Genomic DNA, 19,228 nt, shown 5'->3' with positions numbered 1-19,228 from the left:
TCCGAAAACTAACTTCTTGAAATCTGCTTTTTAAAATTGAAAAAGATACTTCCCATATTTTCCTATATATTTCATCCGCTTTTCACTCCTGTACAAGCTTGTATTTTGTATTTTGTATGCCACAGCACTGATTTTAGCATAAAGCAAATCATTCCTTTTTTTTGGCAGATTTCCATTGTAACTATTATAGTTCCGATGGCTTTATATTACCTGCTTCGTTATACGGGAAAGGTAGACAGCATCATGATTGCCGATTTAGAACAGCGCAAGATACCGCTGATTTTTCAAAGTTTTCTGATTATTATATTGCTGCGAAGAAGCATTCCGCTTGAGTATTATCCAGAATTGCATTTTTTCTTTATAGGCGCTTTATTTAGCACGTTATTTGCACTTGGACTGCTGTATCTCAAGTTCAAAGCCAGCCTGCACATGCTTGCTCTTTCGGCCTTAACCGTTTTTGCTTTTGGATTAAACATTCATTTACAGATGGGAAACATATATCTTGTTCCTTTTTTACTGCTAATGAATGGAGTTGTAGCTTCATCTCGTCTGGTAATGGGAGCTCATACCCCAAACGAAATAGTTATTGGAGTACTATTAGGAAGCATCCCACAGATAGCATTTCTTTTTTTGTGGTTATAAAATATAGAAAACCACACCAAGACTCAAAACATTCATCGTAACCCGTGACGAATCAATTTGAGCAGTAGATTTAAAAAAAGAATTCAGTCCATAATATACCTGCAGATTAAAGGCACTATATCCCATCGAAATATAAACACCATAAAGCAGCTCTTCAAAATCTTTATTCCCTTTAATTACGATTTTCTGATTGTTATCATCAAAAACAGATTTGTCATACAATAAATAACTTACTTTAAAACCACCATATAGCCTAAAAAACTGAAAGCTTTCGGGAGTAGAATCACGCCATCGGATTTCAAGTGGCAATTCTACCCTAAATTGCTCAAATCTATTTTTATCATAATTAACATTGGACGGTATAATACCATAAATAGGACTATTACTCGTTCCCACAATAGCCATATTCTGGATATAATTATTAAATGAAAAACCAATTCCTGGAGCAATAGCAAAAGTCCTGCTTTTGTTTAATGGAAAATCCCTAAGAAAACCGGCAGAAAACCCAAATGAAATTTTATCTTGAGATAGACCATCAGGCTTTTTTACAATAGAATTATAATTGAGCCCAGCATAAAACTGATCTTCCCTGTAAAGACTGTCAATTTTAACGTGCAGCGTATCAATTGAGAATTCCTTATCTTGAGAAAATCCCCTAAAAATGGACAAAAAAAGAAAACAGCCAAGAAATAATCGCATCATTAGTCTGAGAGGTTAGTGGCAAATAAGGATTAAAATCTGCCAAAACGTTATGCATATACAAATATCATAAAAAAACGCTCAACCTGTTTAAGATTGAACGTTTTCTTTTTGCAGAGAGGAAGGGATTCGAACCCTCGATACAGTTACCCATATACTAGCTTTCCAGGCTAGCTCCTTCAACCACTCGGACACCTCTCTTTATTTCGGAGTGCAAATAACACTAAAAAAAATGACTTTCGAAAATAAAAATTCAATATTATTGCATTTCTCCTCTTAATGGAGTTTCAAATACCTTTTTGAAGTCTTCCTGCGGTATATTCTGCCCCAGTAAATACATTAATTTGGTAATCGCCGCTTCCGTGGTGATATCTTTCCCGGAAATGATTCCTAGTTTTTTCATCGTGGTACTGGTTTCGTAATGTCCCATACTCACACTTCCTATAGCACATTGTGTAACATTGACAATATGCAATCCTCTATTAACCGCATTCTGCAAAAGCGACAAAAACCAATCTTCGGTCGGGGCATTTCCGGCTCCGTAGGTTTCCATGACAATCCCTTTCAAACTTTGAATATTCAAAATCGCCGAGAGTACAGTTTCACTTATTCCTGGAAACATTTTGATGATGGCTACATTGTTATCCATACGTGTATGAACTTTCAACACACTTACTTCGTTTACGGGCAAGAACAACTCAGAATTGACTTTTAAATGTACTCCTGATTCAACTAGGAAAGGATAATTAGGAGAAATAAATGCTCGGAAATGTTCGGCATTTATCTTAGTTGTCCGGTTTCCGCGATATAATTTATATTCAAAATAAAGACATACCTCTTTGATAACTGGCTTCCCATTTTCCCGAAGTGAAGCAACTTGAATTGCAGTGATTAAATTTTCTTTGGCATCGGTTCTTAAATCACCAATAGGCAGCTGAGAACCTGTAAATATGATGGGCTTAGAAAGATTTTCGAGCATAAAACTCAATGCAGAGGCCGAATACGACATTGTATCGGAACCGTGAAGAACCACAAAACCATCAAATTTATGATAATGATTTTCGATTGTATTGGCAATTCCTGTCCAATGTTCGGGATTCATATTGGATGAATCTATAGGATTTTCGAAAGAAAAAGTATCAATCTCGCAATCGAGCAATTTTAATTCGGGAATATTATGAAGAAGCTTACTGAAATTAAAAGCTTTGAGAGCTCCAGTTTCTAAATCCTTGCTCATACCAATAGTTCCACCGGTATAAATCAAAAGAATTCTTGGCTTAGAGTGCAAGTGCGTCAACATATTTTAATTTATTTACAACTGGATTCGCGTACATATCCAAAAAGCTCTGCTTGGCAACAGGATGCTCATGATCGATTCTCATTTCTAGTCTTCTTTCGAAAAGCAGTTTTTCGTTTTCAGTATATAGATGAGAAAACCGGCTGGAGCAGTTCAAAATATCATAAGCGATAAAATTTGTCGTCCACAATTTGTAATTGCTAAGAATAGAATCGTCAATAACTTGTGCCAATGCCTGTACTTGCTTATTAGTAGTATCTACATTCCTGATAATGTCATCAATTTCTTTGTCAAGTACATTTCCAACATGAATGTGTATTCTTTTCTTCTGACCAATAATACCACTGAGCAAAGTCTTAAAATCTTCATTTTTCTCCTTCTTATAAATCTCATTATTAGCTTCGGCCAATAATTGTGGCATTTTCAAAGCATCTGTAGGATCATATTCATAAGAAATGGAAACTGGAACAATTTTAATTTTCTTAAAATAGTCCATTATATTAGGCTCATCCGATCCCATGGCGATCATTTTTAAAACTCCAGGGTTGGTTTCGTCGTTTCCGTCTTTGGTTCTTCCTTCTCGCTGTGCGATCCAGACCGAACGATTTTCATGCAGCAGCAGCTGTGCCATATATTCGGACAGCAGCTTGGAGCTTACTAACAATTCTCTTGGGGACAGCCCGCGCTGTACCAAAAAGTTCCTGTTTAATTTTGCTAAGATTTTCAAAAAAGATTTTTTGACCAGATTATCACCAATAGCCGATGAAGTCATATCCAAGCCATACTCAAACAGCGAAGCATTCAGCAATGTAGTATCTAGGACAATATCTCTATGATTTGATACAAAAAGATAAGCTGTGTTTTTTTCTAGTTTTTCAAAACCCGAAGTAGTTAATCCCTCGGAACTTTTCTCCAAAACCTGCTGCACCCCATGATAAATAAAATTGCATTGAAAATCACGAATAGAGTGTGTTTTACGGAGCTGCTCTTTCCAGATTTCATCGTCAACTCCTGGAAAACAAAAGTTCATCAAAGCTTTCATCATCGGATGATCAATTACTTTTATTATTCCTTCGTTTATTTCGGAATCATAAAAAGACCGGATCGCATCAAATTTATTCATTTTTGTTTTCAATTTAGTTGGACAAAAGAACAAAAAAAATATTAAAGTTACAGAAATTCTATATTAAATCCCGAATATTTCGATGGAATTATCAGTTGTTATCGTTGCAATCTCATTTGCAGAAACGCCATATATTTGAGCTAATTTATTGGCTACATTTATCAAATAACTGCTTTCGTTGCGTTTGCCTCGAAAAGGAATCGGAGCTAGATAAGGAGAATCTGTTTCAAGGACAATATGTTTTAAATCAATTTTATCCAGAAACTGATCTATCTTTCCGTTTTTAAAAGTAACGACTCCCCCAATGCCTAATTTCATATTGTATGATATGGCCTGCAATGCCTGATCATAGTTTCCTGTAAAACAATGAAAAATTCCAAACAATTCGGGTGATTTTTCTTCTTCAAGAATTTCAAAAATTTCATCAAAAGCTTCCCGGCAGTGAATCACAATGGGAAGTTTGTATTGTTTGGCCAGCTGAATCTGTTTTCTAAAAGCTGTCTGCTGCTGAAACAGATGTGTTTTGTCCCAATACAGGTCAATACCAATTTCACCAATCGCCACAAATTTCCTTTTGGCCAATTCGTTTTCTACATGCTGGAGTTCTTCCAGATAATTATCCTTTACATATGTTGGGTGCAATCCCATCATCAGAAACACATTGTTGGGATAGTTGCGCTCCAGATCATACATGCTCTGAGTACAGGCTGCATCTATCGCAGGAACAAAAAAGCGGGTAACGCCATTATCAATAGCACGCTGCATCATTTCGTTTCTATCCACATCAAATTCTTCAGAGTATAAATGGGTATGGGTGTCGGTAAGTATTGCTTGTGCTTCCAAATGTAAAATTTAATAATGCAAAATTACTTTAAAAACTGAGCTATCCAAACGGATTGTTCAAAGAACATCAGTACACAAAAAAAAGATTACAGACAAATTGAAATAAGTGACAGAGCTTACAGCAAACTTATTTTTTGATAATAATTTTAACTATTGGCAGTTTATGCTATTGGAAGTTTTGAGTACTTTTGGCACAATGAAAAATAGAGTTTTAACACTTTATTTTATCCATTTCAAACTATTATTATTAAATATCAGACAACCAATATGTTATGATAAAAAACAATATATTATTTTTTCTTTTTGCTACACTGAGTCTTTTTGGCCAAAATCATCCTCAAGAAGAAATCACTTATAACGCCATAAATTATTTCATGGCAAATCCCTCATTAGAAGGCATTAAAAATCTAAATACAGTCGAAACACTTTTTTGGAAGAGCCAAGACGAGAAAACAAAAGAAGCACTGTTATCAATCGTTGTTTTAAACTGCAATAAAGGTTTTTTTGAAAATGAATTTGGCAAAACCAGCTATGCTATTGCCAGTTATGAAAAAGCATGGAAGACATATCATAAATATCAGCTTACAGATTACGATATAATTGAAAACTGCCTGAAGCCGCTTGGAAATTTATACATCACAACAGGAGATTACAATAATGCCGAAAAAACGATTAACAGCTATTACAATATTGCTAAGGTTAAAAAGAATGATGCGCAGAAAATCATAGCAATTCTTAATTTGTCTGCTGTGTACCAAAACTCAGGCAGAACCACTGAAGCAATAAATCTAATTGAAAGAACAATACAGACCGAAAAATTGACTGCCAATCAGAGAGGATTATTATTAAATGCTTTGGGGCAGAATTACCTTTTGAGATCAGTAGATAAAGATGCTCTAAATGCTGAAGCAGCATTTTTAAAAGCTGTTCCATTATTAAAAAACAGCAATCCACAATCCGAAGCTTTATTAGACACCTATATAAATCTGCATAGGATTAAAATGAAGCATCACACAAATGAAGCTCTTGATTATTTTGCAAAAGCTAAAACTGTTTTTGAAAGCCTGCCCAAAAAAAAACCGCGGAAAAAGGCAGAATTCTATCTGCAAGAAATTGATCTGCTGCTTCGCCAGCATAAGCTGACCGAAGCCCAAAAAGTACTTCAAACCCTTTTTGCTACATTAATATCAAATTACTCAAAAGAGAAGAGCATATTGCCTAAAGAAAGCTCTCTTTATGCCGAAACTATCCTGCTTGACGCTTTAGATCTTCAAGCTGTTTTGTTTACAGCTCAAAAACAGCCCGAAAAAGCATTGAAAAGCTATGCACTCGCTTTTCATATCGAAAAATTGTTCCAGACACTTATGCTGTATGAAAATTCCAAAACTGCTACCCAGATTAAAAACAGAAATCGTGTCGAAAAATGCATTCTCATATATCAATCATTATTTGAAAAAAACGCAGACCGTGCATACATAGACAAAGCTTTCCAGTTGGTAGAACATACCAAATCACGGACCTTAAAAAATGAAATTTACAAAAACAGAACTGCTTCAAGAATAGAAAAGCAAAAAATAGAAGAATTGCGCTTCTGGAGTAACGAAATATCGAAAGAACAGCAAAAAGGAGAATTCGCAGATATTGACAAAATAAACAAGGCTGTCAAAAAACAAAACGAAACAATGCTGACAGTACAAAAATACCAGCCTTTGCGTACAAAGCAAAATAAAACAACAATCAGCATTAATGCCTTGCATTCTAAACTAGAAAAAGACAATGCTGTTATGGTCGAGTATTTTTGGGGCGAAAAAACCGTGTATGCATTCACAATAAAAAACAATCAGATTTCCCTTCAATCTTTCTGCGTTAAGAAAGCCTGTGAGGAAACCATACTGCAATATTTAGATTTTTTTAATGATCCGGATAACATCACTAACAACATACGGCTATATAATAAAACGGCAGCTCAAGCATATAAAAACCTCTTGCTTCCAGCAAAATCAACTTATAAAAATCTTATCATAATCCCTGATGGTATTTTAAATTTTCTGCCCTTTGAGGCATTGATCACACAAGAATCAAATACATTGCATTTTGAAAAAATGCATTATCTTTTAAATGATTTTAATATTGCCTACAATAATTCGGCCAGTTTTTATTTGGAAACAAAGCCATTTCGCGAAAAAGAAAAAACTGTTTTGGGAATTTTTCCGGTTTTTGAGAAAACAAATCATGCCTTAACGTACTCAAAAAAAGAATTGAAATCTATACAAAGCAATTTTAAAGGCCGTTTTTTTGAAAATAGCGATGCCACTTATCAAAATTTCAAAAATAATGCGGCCAAATATTCAATATTGCATTTATCAACTCATGCAACTGCCGGTGACATTGAAACCCCAGCCAGTATCAAATTTTTCTATCGTGAAATCTTATATTCTGAGTTATATCATCTAAATATAAAACCTAATTTAGTCGTTCTGAGTGCCTGCCAAACAGAAATTGGAAAACCTTACCAATCCGAAAGTGCTATGAGCTTAGCAAAAGGATTTCAATTTGCAGGCGCACAAAACTTATTATTCTCTCTTTGGAAAATAAATGATTACACTACCTCTGTATTTATGGGTTACTTTTACAAAGGCATCAAAAAAAACAATTCTTATTTTGAATCCAATCATCAGGCAAAAATTGACTTTCTGAATGACAATAAAATTTCAAATTCAAAAAAATCACCTTATTACTGGGCTTCATTTGTATATTATGGTGGCATAGAGGACAAAGACAAAAACAATTATATACTGCTGGGATTAGTTATCTCATCCATAATTTTTGGAAGTTTTATCTTGTACAAACTTATTGCAAAACGTATTCAGAAAGAAAAATAACAATCAAAGCGTAGTAATACTGTTTTTAACTTTACAGATATTGAGTATGAAAAACCTGCATGAAAAATTAAAAAAAGCAAACTACAAAAAGATAAAATTTAAAGTAACCAAAACACAGCATCTTTTGATTAAGGCAAAAATCAATGGTATTAAGGGAAATTTTATTCTGGACACAGGTGCTTCGAACAGCTGTATTGGATTTGAAGGTATTTCTGTTTTTCAATTAAAAGCACAGGATTCCAAAACCAAGGCGTCTGGCGCTGGAGCCACTGGCATGCTGACCCAGATGGCTGCTAATAATAAGATTAAACTAGGCAATTGGAAAGACTCAGGATTAGAATTGGTTATTTTTGATCTATCCCATGTAAATGAAGCTTTAACTGCTTACAAGGCAAAGCCTGTTCACGGCATTATTGGAGCTGATGTTTTACTAAAAGGAAAAGCAATTATTGATTATTACAATCATTGTCTTTATTTGAAATAGCATACTTTTTCAACGAAAAATAAGCAACAATACCGCTGATTATCATCAGTAATCCGCCCAAAATAAAAGGCATTCCCCCAAATTCGAATGGTGCTCTTTTATGAGTAAAATAATAAAAAAGGCTCGACATTACTGGTGGACCTATAATTGTCGCTGCACTCATTAAACTGGCAATTGTACCTTGAATTTCTCCTTGTTCTGTTGGCAGAACATGGGTAGAAATTATTGCCCGCAAGGATGGACCCGCAATTCCGGCGAGACAATATGGAATTAGAAATAGAAACATCATCCAGCTCTCTGAAGCAAAAGCAAACAAAAACATTCCGATAGCATATAAAGCAATTCCAATATAAATGCTTTTCTCATTTCCTAATTTTCTGCTAGTCCATCGTATCAGCCCGCCCTGTACAAGACTTACTAAAACTCCTGCGGCACCCAGCGAAATCCCAACCATTTTTTCGTTCCAGCTAAATTTGTACATCGTAAAATAACTCCAATTGCTGTCTACTGCATGTGCTGCAACATAAATCAAAAACAAAGCAAATAATAATCCATAAAGTGATGGATATTTCTTTAGATTTAAAAAAGTTCCAATTGGATTGGCTCGTTTTAAATTCAGTGGCCTTCTATTTTCTTTCGATAAGGATTCGGGCAGAATAAAATAGCCGTATAAAAAATTCAGCATGCACAAAACTGCCGCTGCATAAAACGGAACTCTCGACCCATACTGTCCCAAAACACCACCAATAACAGGCCCAATAATAAACCCAAGCCCGAATGCCACACCAATCATCCCGAAATTTTTCGCTCTGTTTTCTGGTGTGCTTACATCAGCAATGTAAGCCGAAGCTGTAGAAATACTCGCACCAGTTAGTCCAGCAATTATTCTGCCTACAAACAGCCAGGTAATTGTTGGTGCAAATGCCAGCAATATATAATCGAGTGAAAAAGCAAAAAGCGAAATCAAAATAATTGGCCTCCGACCAAATTTATCACTTAAATTACCAATTAGAGGCGCAAACATAAATTGGGTTATCGCATAAGCAAATGTCAGCCAGCCACCATATTTTGCTGCTTCGCTGACATCACCCTGTATTAACTCCTCAATCAGTTTTGGTATAACCGGAATGATAATTCCCCATCCTGTGATATCAATTAACATTGTAATGAAGATGAAGCCGATAGCAGCTTGTTTTTTGCTTGATGACATAAATAATTTTTGGTTAGCTGCACAAATAAACAAAAAATCCGTTTAGAAAAAACTCTAAACGGATTTCTTTATTTTAAGAAATTTGCTCGATTACAATTCCAATGCCTTTTTAGCATTGCCACCCATCAATAATTCTAATGGGTTTTCCAAAGCTTCTTTCACGGCAACCAAGAAACCAACAGACTCACGTCCATCGATGATCCTGTGGTCATAAGAAAGCGCTACGTACATCATTGGGTGAATTTCCACTTTACCGTTTACAGCGATTGGACGCTCGATAATGTTATGCATTCCCAAAATTCCAGATTGTGGAGGATTGATGATTGGAGTAGACAGCATAGAACCAAAAACACCACCATTAGTGATTGTAAATGTTCCACCTGTCATATCGTCAACTGTGATTTGTCCGTCACGAGCTCTCAATGCCAATCTTTTAATTTCAGCTTCAACACCGCGGAAAGTCAAGTTTTCAGCATTACGAACTACAGGAACCATAAGCCCTTTTGGACCAGAAACTGCAATAGAAATATCACAGAAATCAAATGATTGCTTATAATCACCATCCATCATAGAGTTTACATCTGGGTACAATTCTAATGCTCTAGTAACCGCTTTAGTAAAGAAAGACATATATCCTAAACCAAGACCGCCATGTTTTGCTTTGAATGCGTCTTTGTACTCGTTGCGGATTAAGTTGATTGGCGTCATGTTTACTTCATTGAAAGTAGTCAGCATTGCCGTTTCATTTTTAGCCGAAACCAATCTTTCCGCTACTTTACGGCGCAGCATTGATAATTTTGTACGTTCCTGACCACGGTTTCCTCCTGTTGGAGTTCCCATTGAAGGTACGGCATTTACGGCATCATCTTTAGTGATTCTTCCGCCTTTTCCAGTTCCTGTTACAGTTGCTGGAGCAATATTTTTCTCTTCTAATATTTTTTTAGCTGCCGGAGATGGAGTTCCTGCTGCATAAGATGCTGCTGGCGCAGGTGCTGCTACAGGAGCTGGAGCCACTGGCGCAGGTGCTGCTTTTGGCGCTTCAGCTGCAGGAGCTGCTGCTGGTGCCGAAACTGAACCTGATGGTTTTGCTCCGTCGGTATCGATATGACACACTACAGCCCCAACCGCTACTGTGTCACCTTCTTCTGCTTTAAGCGTGATAATTCCGCTCATTTCAGCTGGCAATTCAAGTGTAGCTTTATCAGAATCAACCTCAGCGATAGCTTGGTCTTTTTCTACATAATCTCCATCCTTTACTAACCATGTTGCAATTTCTACTTCTTTGATTGACTCCCCTGGTGAAGGGACTTTCATTTCTAAAATCATATTTCTTTTAGTTTATTGTTTGTGGTTAATTGTTTATGGCTCTTGTTTGCGTTCAAAAATAAACTACAAACTAAAAACCACAAACTTTTTTATCTAAATAAATTTTTATCAAATACCATTCTAATAGCATCTGCATGACGGCGTTTTGCTCTGGTGTAGCTTCCTGCAGCTGGTGCTGAATAGGCTTTTAATGAAGCCAGTCTCCATTTGATAAAATTGAAATTCATCAGCATATAACTATAAGCTCCCATGTTTTTAGGCTCTTCCTGTGCCCAAACATAATCATCAGCATTTGGGTATTTAGCAATGATTTCTTTAATCTGCTCAGCTGGGAATGGGAATAATTGCTCTATACGAACAACTGCAACATCTTTTCTTCCGTTGTTTTCTCTTTCGGCAACAATGTCATAATAGAATTTACCTGTACAGAAAACCAATGTTTTTACCTCTTTTTTGTTCACTGCATTGTCATCGATAGTTTCCTGGAAACTTCCTGATGCTAATTCTTCAACCGTAGAGACACATCTTGGATCACGCAATAAACTCTTTGGAGAGAATACCACCAAAGGCTTACGGAAAGTTGTTTTCATTTGTCTTCTCAGCAAGTGGAAGAAGTTGGCTGGTGTTGTACAATCTGCTACATACATATTATGTCTGGCACAAAGCTGCAGGTAACGCTCCATTCTTGCTGAAGAGTGTTCAGCTCCCTGTCCTTCGTATCCGTGTGGCAACAGCATTACCAATCCGTTCTGGTTATTCCATTTGTCTTCACCACAAGAAATATACTGGTCAATCATAATCTGTGCTCCATTACTGAAATCACCAAATTGTGCTTCCCAAATAGTCAATGCATTTGGATTAGCTAAAGCATAACCATAATCAAAACCAAGAACACCGTATTCAGATAAATGTGAATTAAAAATATTGAAGTTTCCTTTTTTGTTTTCGATAGCATTCAACAAAATTACCTCTTCCTCAGAATCCTCTACTTTAACTACGGCGTGTCGGTGAGAAAATGTACCACGCTCCACGTCCTGACCAGAAATACGTACATCAAATCCTTCAGTCAAAAGTGAACCGTAAGCTAATGCTTCAGCAGTTCCCCAATCGATAGTATTATTTTCGTATCCAGCTTTTCTATCGGAAACAATTTTAGTTATTTTGTTAATGAATTTCTTGTCTGATGGCAAGGTTGATATTGTATTTATGATAGAATCTAATGATTTTTTTGCAAAAGAAGTATCTACTTTCTGCAGCATAACATCATCAGAAACCTGCTTGAATCCTTTCCATTCATTCTGCATAAATGGTGTAATGATTGTCAAATCCTTTTTACGGGAAGCTTCTAAATTTTCTTCAAGATTAGTTTTGTATTCTTTTTCCAAAGCATTTACAAAACTGGCATCAATAACTCCTTCTGCTAATAATTTTTCGGCATAGATATCTCTTGGGTTCTGATGTTTTGCAATAATTTTATATAAAACCGGCTGTGTAAAACGAGGCTCGTCACCTTCGTTATGTCCATATTTTCTATAACCTAATAAATCGATAAATACATCACGGCCATACTTCATTCGGTAATCCAGAGCAAAAGATACTGCATGTACGACAGCTTCTGCATCATCAGCATTTACGTGCAATACCGGCGAAAGTGTTACTTTGGCAACATCTGTACAATACGTAGAGGAACGGGCATCCAGATAGTTCGTTGTAAAACCAACCTGGTTATTGATTACAATGTGAATTGTACCGCCTGTTTTATATCCGTCGAGTAATGACATCTGAATAATTTCATACAAAATCCCCTGACCTGCTATTGCAGCGTCACCGTGAACAGCAATTGGTAATACTTTAGAGAAATCATCAGCAAAATATTTATCTTGTTTCGCTCTTGTAATTCCTTCTATTACAGCACCTACAGTTTCTAGATGCGAAGGATTCGGAGCTAAGTTGATGTTTATTTTTTTACCGGATTTAGTTACTTTATCAGCAGTAAGGCCTAAGTGGTATTTTACGTCTCCGTCAAAGTATTCCTGGTCGTAATCTTTTCCGTCAAATTCGCTGAAGATATCCTGAGTTGATTTTCCAAAAATATTAGCCAATACATTCAAACGGCCGCGGTGAGCCATTCCCATTACAAACTGCTCTACACCTTGTTCAGCTGCTTTTTCAATCAAAGCATCAAGAGCAGGAATTACAGATTCTCCTCCTTCTAATGAGAAACGTTTTTGCCCTACGTATTTGGTATGCAAAAAGTTTTCAAAAGAAACCGCTTGATTTAATTTATTTAAGATAGTTTTCTTTTCCTCAACAGAAAAATTAGGCTGATTATTATTCACACCCAATTTGTCCTGAATCCATTTTACAACACCAGGATTCCTGATGTACATATATTCTACTCCAATATAATGGCAATATATAGCTTTCAGCCGTGTTACGATATCCTGCAATGAACAAGGCGGAACACCAATTACCTGAGCTGCATCAAAAACAGTTGAAAGATCTGCTGCTGTTAATCCAAAATTTTCAATATCTAAAGTAGGGCTGTATGTTCTACGTTCACGAACTGGATTTGTTTTAGTAAATAAATGCCCGCGGGTACGGTATCCATCTATTAATTTTAAAACATTGAATTCTTTTTGCAGTTTATCTGAAACCAGACTGCAGTCAGCATTACTCTCTACATATTCAACAATCCGCTGAACTGGATTTTCATCATTATAAGTAGTCATTCCAAAGTCAAAACCTTGAAAAAAACTTCTCCAGCTAGGTTCTACACTATCCGGATTTTCTAAATATTGATCGTATAATTGAGCGAAAAATTCTGTATGAGCTGCGTTTAAAAATGAAAACCTATCCATAATATCGTTATTGAATATACTTTTGTTAAAATAGTCTGGCAAAAATACGATAAAGCAATTTATTTAAATCTATTTTTTTACGTACTTTTACGTAAAAATTTGTTAAAAAAGCCAGAAGCATGAAAAAATCAACCTTTACCTCCCCAATAAAGTATCTTTTCGTCTTTTTTACTATATTGTTTTACGAAAACGTAATAGCTCAATACCAGCAAATGCCTGCTGCGAGAAGTTCTTTTTGGGAAAAAGTGCAGTTTGGAGGCGGTTTTGGCTTGAGTTTTGGCAGTGGCTATACCGATATTTCCGTTGCTCCCAGTGCTATTTATAATGTTAACCCCTATCTAGCAACAGGCATTGGTCTCCAGGCAAGCTATGTTTCTTCCAAAGGATATTATGATTCTGGAGTGTATGGCGTCAGTTTTCTAACATTCATTAACCCAATTCCGGAGATTCAGTTTTCTATAAACTTAAATGAGTCTTATGTCAATAATCATTATGATGCCTATAATGGCTATAACAGTTATACAGATAATTTCTGGAATACGGCATTATTTCTTGGAGCAGGTTACCGGACCGGAAATGTAACCGTGGGTCTCGCTTATAATGTATTGTTTGACGAAAATGACAATGTTTATGGAGATGCAGTAATGCCTTTTGTTAGAGCGTATTTTTAGAAAAGCAACGCTCCTGAGAGGCAAAGTCTCTAAGCTATTTCCAAAAACAAAAAGCACAGACATAAGCCTATAGTTTTTTCACGCATTTTTGCTATCCATAGAAATCTTACACAAAGTGAGGAACCAGCTTAAGATTCCTGCGGAATGACAAACAGGACGATTTTGCATAGAATTCTTCCATACTTGTGCTTCAAAAACCTATCGAAAATTAAATAGTATCAAAAAAAGTCTTCCAACCAAACTATAGAAGCTTAGAAACTTATTTATACTTATTCCTGAACCAAACCTTCTGCCATTCTCTTTTTAGGATTAAAAAAGAAACCTGTTCGGCAAGAATTATTAGATCACTGCCATCCAGTTTTTTTATCTGATCTTCGGGGACATCAATGATATAAAGCAGATTTAAATATTCGGCAAATTTAAACTGAATCATTCTGTAGATTTTTTCGTGTAACTGGATTTTTAACTCTCCGGGCAAAATGCTTATTGGAAAATCAACTCCTTCATTGGCCAGATTAAAATCTTTATTGAGCTGCTCAATAAGCTTTAGATACAAAGACTCTTTCTGAGCTTCTTCAAACAACAAATCACTATTTAAAGGGGTAATATACATATTGACAGCTTTTGGATTTTATTTTTTTATTAAAAGAGCATTCGTTTTTTTGGATTCCCAGAATGCTGCAATTTTTACTAATAGCACATCGCCACCAGCATAGAAAAAAACCGCTCCCATTGGGGGATTAACAGCTGCAATCAGGCCAAATGTTTTGGGAACCCACTTCCAGCATTGAAAATATGTGCCAGCCAGCTCAATAAATATAACACAGACAGCAATAAAATAGTATACACTCTGCCATCGTTTTCTCTTTAGGAGCAAAAAGAAAAAGACACCGAAAATTAAAGAAAACTGATCATTCAGAAAAATTCCCACTGACACAAAAAGCAATGCAAATGCAATAGCAAAATATTTTTTTAACACAGTATCATTACTGACAGCCCATTTGGTATGGGCATAAACATAGCCCGAGGCATACACAATGGCATGCCCAAAAGGAACATACAAAGGAATAGCAGCAGTTCTATACTGATACATATCCAGCAATTTGCAAAAAATCAATTCTCCTATATAGGACAAAAAAACCATTACAAACATCAATTTCCGCAAATAGGCATCAGAAAAGAAAAAGAAAAAAAAGAAATAAATTATTGCCAGGACATTTGTAAGCTGCCTGCCATCAAAACAATTTTCTTTAAAGCCGACACTGTCAATCCCAAGTGCAAAAAGAGTAAAAAAAGGGAACATTCCTGCAAAAAGCATCTGCTTGCTGCGGCTGCTATTTACATCATTAAAAAAAACGGCTTCCAGCTTGGTATTCATACTGTTTAAACCTTTCTGAGCATTAAGCTTTCGCCAAATGACCTCAACACGGCTTTTTTATCTTCGGTTAAATTCATTTTTTCTAAAGTTTCAAAAGCTTTAAAAGTGTATTGTTCAATTGCTTTTTGAGTAGCTGCAGATGCGCCGCTTGTTTCAAAAATCATTTTCGCCTGGGCTATTTTATCTTCATTCTCTTCTGATTGGATAGAAAACAAATGTGCTAATTGCTTCTTTTCTTCGTCATTTGAAAAATCCATTGCCTTCAGAAACAAATACGTTTTCTTATTTTCTATAATATCTCCGCCCACTTGTTTTCCAAAAGTTTCCGGATCGCCAAAAGCATCCAGATAATCATCCTGCAGCTGGAAAGCTATTCCTAAATTAAGTCCGAAATTATAAATTAAATCCGCATTCTCTACAGAAGTATCTGCAATAATCGCCCCCATTTTCATAGCAGCAGCTACCAAAACGGCCGTTTTATGTTCAATCATTTTTAGATATTCGGGGATAGTTACATCGGTACGGGTTTCAAAATCCACATCCCATTGCTGTCCTTCGCAAACTTCGAGAGCCGTTTTGCTAAAGAGTTTTGCTAAATCCCTAAATACTACTGGCTCGTATTTTTCAAAAAATTGATAAGCCAAAATGAGCATGGCATCGCCCGAAAGGATTCCGGTATTCAGATTCCATTTTTCGTGAACAGTCTGCTCGCCTCTTCTCAAGGGAGCATCATCCATAATATCATCATGTACCAGCGAAAAATTATGAAAAACTTCAACAGCCATAGCTGCAGGCAGTGCTTTTTTATAATCGGCATCAAAGACTTCAGCAGCGAGCAAAGTCAGCACAGGCCTCATTCTTTTTCCGCCTAATCCCAATATGTAATCTATTGGTTTATAAAGGTTTTCTGGATCTTTATTAATTTTTTGATTTTCTAAATAAGCAATAAAAAATTCTTGATACTGAGGAATTGCGTGCATATAAATAAGTCAGATTTACTTTTTCCGAAGCTTTCATTGCTTGGATTTAAAGTTCAAAGATACAATTCAAATGTTAATTATTAAGCTGTAAACCATTGTAAAATGGAACTATAATTTTTATTTATAATATTCATCGAAAAAAAACATTGGAAACTTTGTTGGTATTTAAAGTTTCCTTATTACATTTGCAAAAACAAAAGAAACTTTATTAGTGTTTAAAGTTTCCGTAAAAAGATAAAAACAAGGAACAACTTTACTTAAAATACGAATCATGGAAAATGCATGGGCAATTGATTCAAACGAATCAGACGTTATAATAAAATCTAGACATTCTCTAATTGGCTACCTGCCTGGTGACAAAAACAATTTGAAAGGACATGTTGCCATACAAAACAACGAGGTTGAAGATGCTTCAATAGAATTTTCATTGAATGTAAATGATAAAAAAAACGTCTCGGCTGAAAAGAATAAAGAAGCAAAATTTACTGATCTCTTTGATGAAGACGAAGCACCTCTGATAAAATTCAAATCGACTTCTTTTCAAAAAATAAACAAGAACATTAATTTCCTGAAAGGCTTTCTGACTATCAAAAACGTAACAAAAGTAGTTGAGCTGGATACTGAATTTATCGGGTTCAAAAATTACAATGGAGTCGAAAAAGCATCTTTTGAAATTACCGGAAACATCAGCCGTAAAGATTTTGGGCTTGATTACAAAATGATCAGACAAAACAAAAGCGTACCTATAAGCAAAGACATAAAAATCATAGCCAATTTAGAATTCACGCATTAAGAATAACCAGTTCTCATAAAAGCAAAAAAACCAAAACTCATTTAATAACTAACTTTTACTGTACTACTGAAATTTAACTACAACAAGTTATCATAAAATGAAAGAAAAAATTATATCAAAAGCCACAGAACTCTTCTTAAAACTTGGTTTTAAAAGTGTCACTATGGATGATATTGCTGGAGAAATGTGCATTTCAAAAAAAACGATTTACAAATATTTCTGCAACAAAGAAATCCTTATCGCCGAAAGTACCGAAATGGTTCATAAAACAATTCATGAAAGTATTGACAGTGTCGCGATAAAACAATACAATGCAATAAAAGAAAATTTTGAAATCAGAAAAATGTTCAAGGAAATGTTTAAATCTGGAGAAGCTTCGCCAGCTTATCAGCTGAAAAAACATTATCCCGATATCTACAACAAAGTAATATCGAGGGAACTGAACGAATGTAATCAGGCTTTCAAACACAATATTGAAAAGGGAATCCGAGAAGGTCTGTACCGAGAACATTTAGACATTGACATCTATGTTAATTTTTATTACACACTCATTTTCAGCATTCATGGCACCACCAGTTCTGAAAGGGAATCTCAAAGACTGGAGCTGGAAGCTTTGGAATATCACACTAGAGCCATGGCGACACCAAAAGGGATTGTCGAATTAGAAAAACAATTACAAAACTCTTATATATAAACATTCAATGAAAAAAATAACCCTAATACTTTTGTGCACAATTGGACTAACTGCCAACGCACAGGTAAAAACCTTGACCTTAAAAGACGCCATAAATTATGCGCTGGAAAATAAGGCTGATGCCAAAAAATCCAGATTAGAAGTAGAAAAAAGCGAATACAAAATACAGGAAATCCGCTCCAGAGCATTACCACAGATTACCGCAAACGGAAGTTTAACTTACAATCCTATTTTACAGACCAATGTGATAGACGGTGCGGCTTTTGGTGCACCGGGAACAACAATTCAAGCCTCCTTTGGGCAGGACTGGACTTCAGGCGCAGGCGTTTCGTTAAACCAGGCTCTTTTTGACCTGAGCGTTTTTACTGGATTGAGAGCTGCAAAATCAACTCGGGAATTTTACCAGATAAACAATCAGTTAACTGAAGAACAAGTTATCGAAAGAGTTGCCAATAATTATTATTCAATATATGTACAGCGCGAAAGATTGGTATTATTGGACAGTAACTATGTAAATACTACAAAGGTTCGAGACATTGTAAAAGGACAATTTGACAATGGATTAGCCAAAAAAACTGATTTGGACCGAATTGTCGTAAAAATGTCTAACATTGACACGGAACGCCAGCAAGTAAAAAATCAGCTGGAACTACAGGAAAACGCATTGAAATTCTATATGGGAATGCCAATTTCTGAACAATTTGTGATTCCGCAGACAGAATACAATATAACTCCTGAAACATTTGCAGAAGCTCCAAATACGGAAAACAGAACAGAATACCTGCTTTTGAAAAAAAATGAAGAATTATTAGAATACAACAAGACAGCTATCAAAGCAGAACTTTACCCAACACTTTCTTTGGTCGCAGGTTACAATTATTTAGGACAGGGACCGCAGATGCCTTGGTTCGCAAAACCAAAGGACGGAGTTTACTGGTCTGATTACTCAGCAGTTGGACTAAATTTAAGAATTCCAATCTTTAATGGTTTTGGAACCCGAGCAAGAATAAAACAGGCAGATGTAGAGATCAGATCACTTCAGGAAGACATCAAAGACACACAGCTTTCGCTTGATCTTGATTACAGAAATGCAAAAGCACAGATTGAGAACAACTTTGTGACAATCACCAACCAGAAAGAAAATATGAGACTGGCACAAGAAATACTGAAAAACACTAAAAATAATTATCTGCAGGGATTAGCGTCATTGACTGATTTACTGGATGCACAAAATGCATCACTCGAAGCACAGAACAATTATACAAGAGCCATCTTAAACTATAAAATAGCCGAAGTAGCATTAATTAAATCTAAAGGACAACTTAAAACATTAATAAATAACTAA

General features: G+C 35.6%; 17 protein-coding genes and 1 tRNA gene. 7 read left to right on the top strand and 11 right to left on the bottom strand.

Going from position 1 to position 19,228, the window contains the following annotated elements:
• Positions 1–36: 36 nt before the first annotated feature.
• The gene (locus tag ABEG11_RS08735; RefSeq protein WP_348823784.1) at positions 37–642 is read left to right on the top strand and encodes a hypothetical protein; all 606 of its coding nucleotides are present in this window, start codon (positions 37–39) and stop codon (positions 640–642) included.
• Here ABEG11_RS08735 and ABEG11_RS08730 read toward each other — a convergent pair.
• The 5 genes from ABEG11_RS08730 to ABEG11_RS08710 all read right to left on the bottom strand — a co-directional run bounded on the left by ABEG11_RS08730 (position 637) and on the right by ABEG11_RS08710 (position 4,604).
• Positions 637–1,344, bottom strand: coding sequence for a porin family protein (locus ABEG11_RS08730; RefSeq protein ID WP_348823783.1), 708 nt, complete (start codon positions 1,342–1,344; stop codon positions 637–639). The genes ABEG11_RS08735 and ABEG11_RS08730 overlap by 6 nt on opposite strands.
• A gap of 111 nt (positions 1,345–1,455) precedes the next feature.
• Positions 1,456–1,542 (bottom strand) — tRNA-Ser (locus ABEG11_RS08725).
• A gap of 58 nt (positions 1,543–1,600) precedes the next feature.
• The gene (locus ABEG11_RS08720) at positions 1,601–2,629 is read right to left on the bottom strand and encodes an asparaginase (protein WP_348823849.1); all 1,029 of its coding nucleotides are present in this window, start codon (positions 2,627–2,629) and stop codon (positions 1,601–1,603) included.
• Positions 2,619–3,761: a 1-acyl-sn-glycerol-3-phosphate acyltransferase gene (locus ABEG11_RS08715; RefSeq protein WP_348823782.1), complete on the bottom strand. Its 1,143-nt coding sequence runs from the start codon at positions 3,759–3,761 to the stop codon at positions 2,619–2,621. The genes ABEG11_RS08720 and ABEG11_RS08715 overlap by 11 nt, the downstream gene beginning before the upstream one ends.
• A 63-nt stretch (positions 3,762–3,824) precedes the next feature.
• Positions 3,825–4,604 carry a TatD family hydrolase gene (locus tag ABEG11_RS08710; RefSeq protein ID WP_348823781.1) on the bottom strand — a complete coding sequence of 260 codons (780 nt, stop codon included), beginning with the start codon at positions 4,602–4,604 and terminating at the stop codon, positions 3,825–3,827.
• A gap of 272 nt (positions 4,605–4,876) precedes the next feature.
• On the opposite strand from ABEG11_RS08710, the gene ABEG11_RS08705 reads away from it, so the two are divergent.
• A complete protein-coding gene (locus ABEG11_RS08705; RefSeq protein WP_348823780.1) occupies positions 4,877–7,486 on the top strand; it encodes a CHAT domain-containing protein in 2,610 nt (869 codons plus the stop codon).
• A gap of 46 nt (positions 7,487–7,532) precedes the next feature.
• Positions 7,533–7,970, top strand: coding sequence for a retropepsin-like aspartic protease (locus tag ABEG11_RS08700; RefSeq protein WP_348823779.1), 438 nt, complete (start codon positions 7,533–7,535; stop codon positions 7,968–7,970).
• Here the strand turns inward: ABEG11_RS08700 and ABEG11_RS08695 are convergent.
• From ABEG11_RS08695 to ABEG11_RS08685, 3 genes are all read right to left on the bottom strand, one after another.
• Complete coding sequence (locus ABEG11_RS08695; protein WP_348823778.1) at positions 7,933–9,180, bottom strand: TCR/Tet family MFS transporter; 1,248 nt, start codon at positions 9,178–9,180, stop codon at positions 7,933–7,935. The genes ABEG11_RS08700 and ABEG11_RS08695 overlap by 38 nt on opposite strands.
• A gap of 90 nt (positions 9,181–9,270) precedes the next feature.
• The gene (gene odhB / locus ABEG11_RS08690; protein WP_348823777.1) at positions 9,271–10,506 is read right to left on the bottom strand and encodes a 2-oxoglutarate dehydrogenase complex dihydrolipoyllysine-residue succinyltransferase; all 1,236 of its coding nucleotides are present in this window, start codon (positions 10,504–10,506) and stop codon (positions 9,271–9,273) included.
• An 89-nt stretch (positions 10,507–10,595) separates the two neighbouring features.
• Entirely contained in the window at positions 10,596–13,367 is a 2,772-nt protein-coding gene (locus tag ABEG11_RS08685; RefSeq protein ID WP_348823776.1) for a 2-oxoglutarate dehydrogenase E1 component, read from the bottom strand.
• Between the two features lie 119 nt (positions 13,368–13,486).
• On the opposite strand from ABEG11_RS08685, the gene ABEG11_RS08680 reads away from it, so the two are divergent.
• Positions 13,487–14,038, top strand: a complete 552-nt coding sequence (locus tag ABEG11_RS08680) for a hypothetical protein (protein WP_348823775.1) — start codon at positions 13,487–13,489, stop codon at positions 14,036–14,038.
• Positions 14,039–14,297: 259 nt separating this feature from the next.
• On the opposite strand, the gene ABEG11_RS08675 is transcribed toward ABEG11_RS08680, so the two are convergent.
• Genes ABEG11_RS08675 through ABEG11_RS08665 form a run of 3 tightly spaced genes read right to left on the bottom strand, consistent with a single transcriptional unit; the run spans position 14,298 to position 16,396 of the window.
• Positions 14,298–14,651: a hypothetical protein gene (locus tag ABEG11_RS08675; RefSeq protein ID WP_348823774.1), complete on the bottom strand. Its 354-nt coding sequence runs from the start codon at positions 14,649–14,651 to the stop codon at positions 14,298–14,300.
• 18 nt (positions 14,652–14,669) lie between these two features.
• Positions 14,670–15,416 (bottom strand): hypothetical protein, encoded by a 747-nt coding sequence (locus ABEG11_RS08670; RefSeq protein ID WP_348823773.1) that lies wholly within the window; start codon positions 15,414–15,416, stop codon positions 14,670–14,672.
• Between the two features lie 5 nt (positions 15,417–15,421).
• Positions 15,422–16,396 carry a polyprenyl synthetase family protein gene (locus tag ABEG11_RS08665; protein WP_348823772.1) on the bottom strand — a complete coding sequence of 325 codons (975 nt, stop codon included), beginning with the start codon at positions 16,394–16,396 and terminating at the stop codon, positions 15,422–15,424.
• Between the two features lie 271 nt (positions 16,397–16,667).
• On the opposite strand from ABEG11_RS08665, the gene ABEG11_RS08660 reads away from it, so the two are divergent.
• The 3 genes from ABEG11_RS08660 to ABEG11_RS08650 all read left to right on the top strand — a co-directional run bounded on the left by ABEG11_RS08660 (position 16,668) and on the right by ABEG11_RS08650 (position 19,228).
• Positions 16,668–17,189 carry a YceI family protein gene (locus ABEG11_RS08660; protein WP_348823771.1) on the top strand — a complete coding sequence of 174 codons (522 nt, stop codon included), beginning with the start codon at positions 16,668–16,670 and terminating at the stop codon, positions 17,187–17,189.
• Positions 17,190–17,286: 97 nt separating this feature from the next.
• Positions 17,287–17,883, top strand: coding sequence for a TetR/AcrR family transcriptional regulator (locus tag ABEG11_RS08655; RefSeq protein WP_348823770.1), 597 nt, complete (start codon positions 17,287–17,289; stop codon positions 17,881–17,883).
• A gap of 7 nt (positions 17,884–17,890) precedes the next feature.
• Positions 17,891–19,228 (top strand): TolC family protein, encoded by a 1,338-nt coding sequence (locus tag ABEG11_RS08650; RefSeq protein ID WP_348823769.1) that lies wholly within the window; start codon positions 17,891–17,893, stop codon positions 19,226–19,228.

This window comes from Flavobacterium aestuarii (assembly GCF_040049115.1).
Lineage (GTDB): Bacteria > Bacteroidota > Bacteroidia > Flavobacteriales > Flavobacteriaceae > Flavobacterium > Flavobacterium aestuarii.
The sequence above is the reverse complement of the archived record's forward strand: the minus strand, read 5'-3'. Positions and strand labels throughout refer to the sequence as shown.

Excerpts from the sequence above, each read along its gene's own strand:
- ABEG11_RS08730 (WP_348823783.1), bottom strand. The coding sequence starts at position 1,344 with ATGATGCGATTATTTCTTGGCTGTTTTCTTTTTTTGTCCATTTTTAGG.
- ABEG11_RS08715 (WP_348823782.1), bottom strand. The coding sequence starts at position 3,761 with ATGAATAAATTTGATGCGATCCGGTCTTTTTATGATTCCGAAATAAAC.
- ABEG11_RS08705 (WP_348823780.1), top strand. The coding sequence starts at position 4,877 with ATGATAAAAAACAATATATTATTTTTTCTTTTTGCTACACTGAGTCTT.
- ABEG11_RS08700 (WP_348823779.1), top strand. The coding sequence starts at position 7,533 with ATGAAAAACCTGCATGAAAAATTAAAAAAAGCAAACTACAAAAAGATA.
- ABEG11_RS08695 (WP_348823778.1), bottom strand. The coding sequence starts at position 9,180 with ATGTCATCAAGCAAAAAACAAGCTGCTATCGGCTTCATCTTCATTACA.
- odhB (WP_348823777.1), bottom strand. The coding sequence starts at position 10,506 with ATGATTTTAGAAATGAAAGTCCCTTCACCAGGGGAGTCAATCAAAGAA.
- ABEG11_RS08685 (WP_348823776.1), bottom strand. The coding sequence starts at position 13,367 with ATGGATAGGTTTTCATTTTTAAACGCAGCTCATACAGAATTTTTCGCT.
- ABEG11_RS08680 (WP_348823775.1), top strand. The coding sequence starts at position 13,487 with ATGAAAAAATCAACCTTTACCTCCCCAATAAAGTATCTTTTCGTCTTT.
- ABEG11_RS08675 (WP_348823774.1), bottom strand. The coding sequence starts at position 14,651 with ATGTATATTACCCCTTTAAATAGTGATTTGTTGTTTGAAGAAGCTCAG.
- ABEG11_RS08670 (WP_348823773.1), bottom strand. The coding sequence starts at position 15,416 with ATGAATACCAAGCTGGAAGCCGTTTTTTTTAATGATGTAAATAGCAGC.
- ABEG11_RS08665 (WP_348823772.1), bottom strand. The coding sequence starts at position 16,396 with ATGCACGCAATTCCTCAGTATCAAGAATTTTTTATTGCTTATTTAGAA.
- ABEG11_RS08660 (WP_348823771.1), top strand. The coding sequence starts at position 16,668 with ATGGAAAATGCATGGGCAATTGATTCAAACGAATCAGACGTTATAATA.
- ABEG11_RS08655 (WP_348823770.1), top strand. The coding sequence starts at position 17,287 with ATGAAAGAAAAAATTATATCAAAAGCCACAGAACTCTTCTTAAAACTT.
- ABEG11_RS08650 (WP_348823769.1), top strand. The coding sequence starts at position 17,891 with ATGAAAAAAATAACCCTAATACTTTTGTGCACAATTGGACTAACTGCC.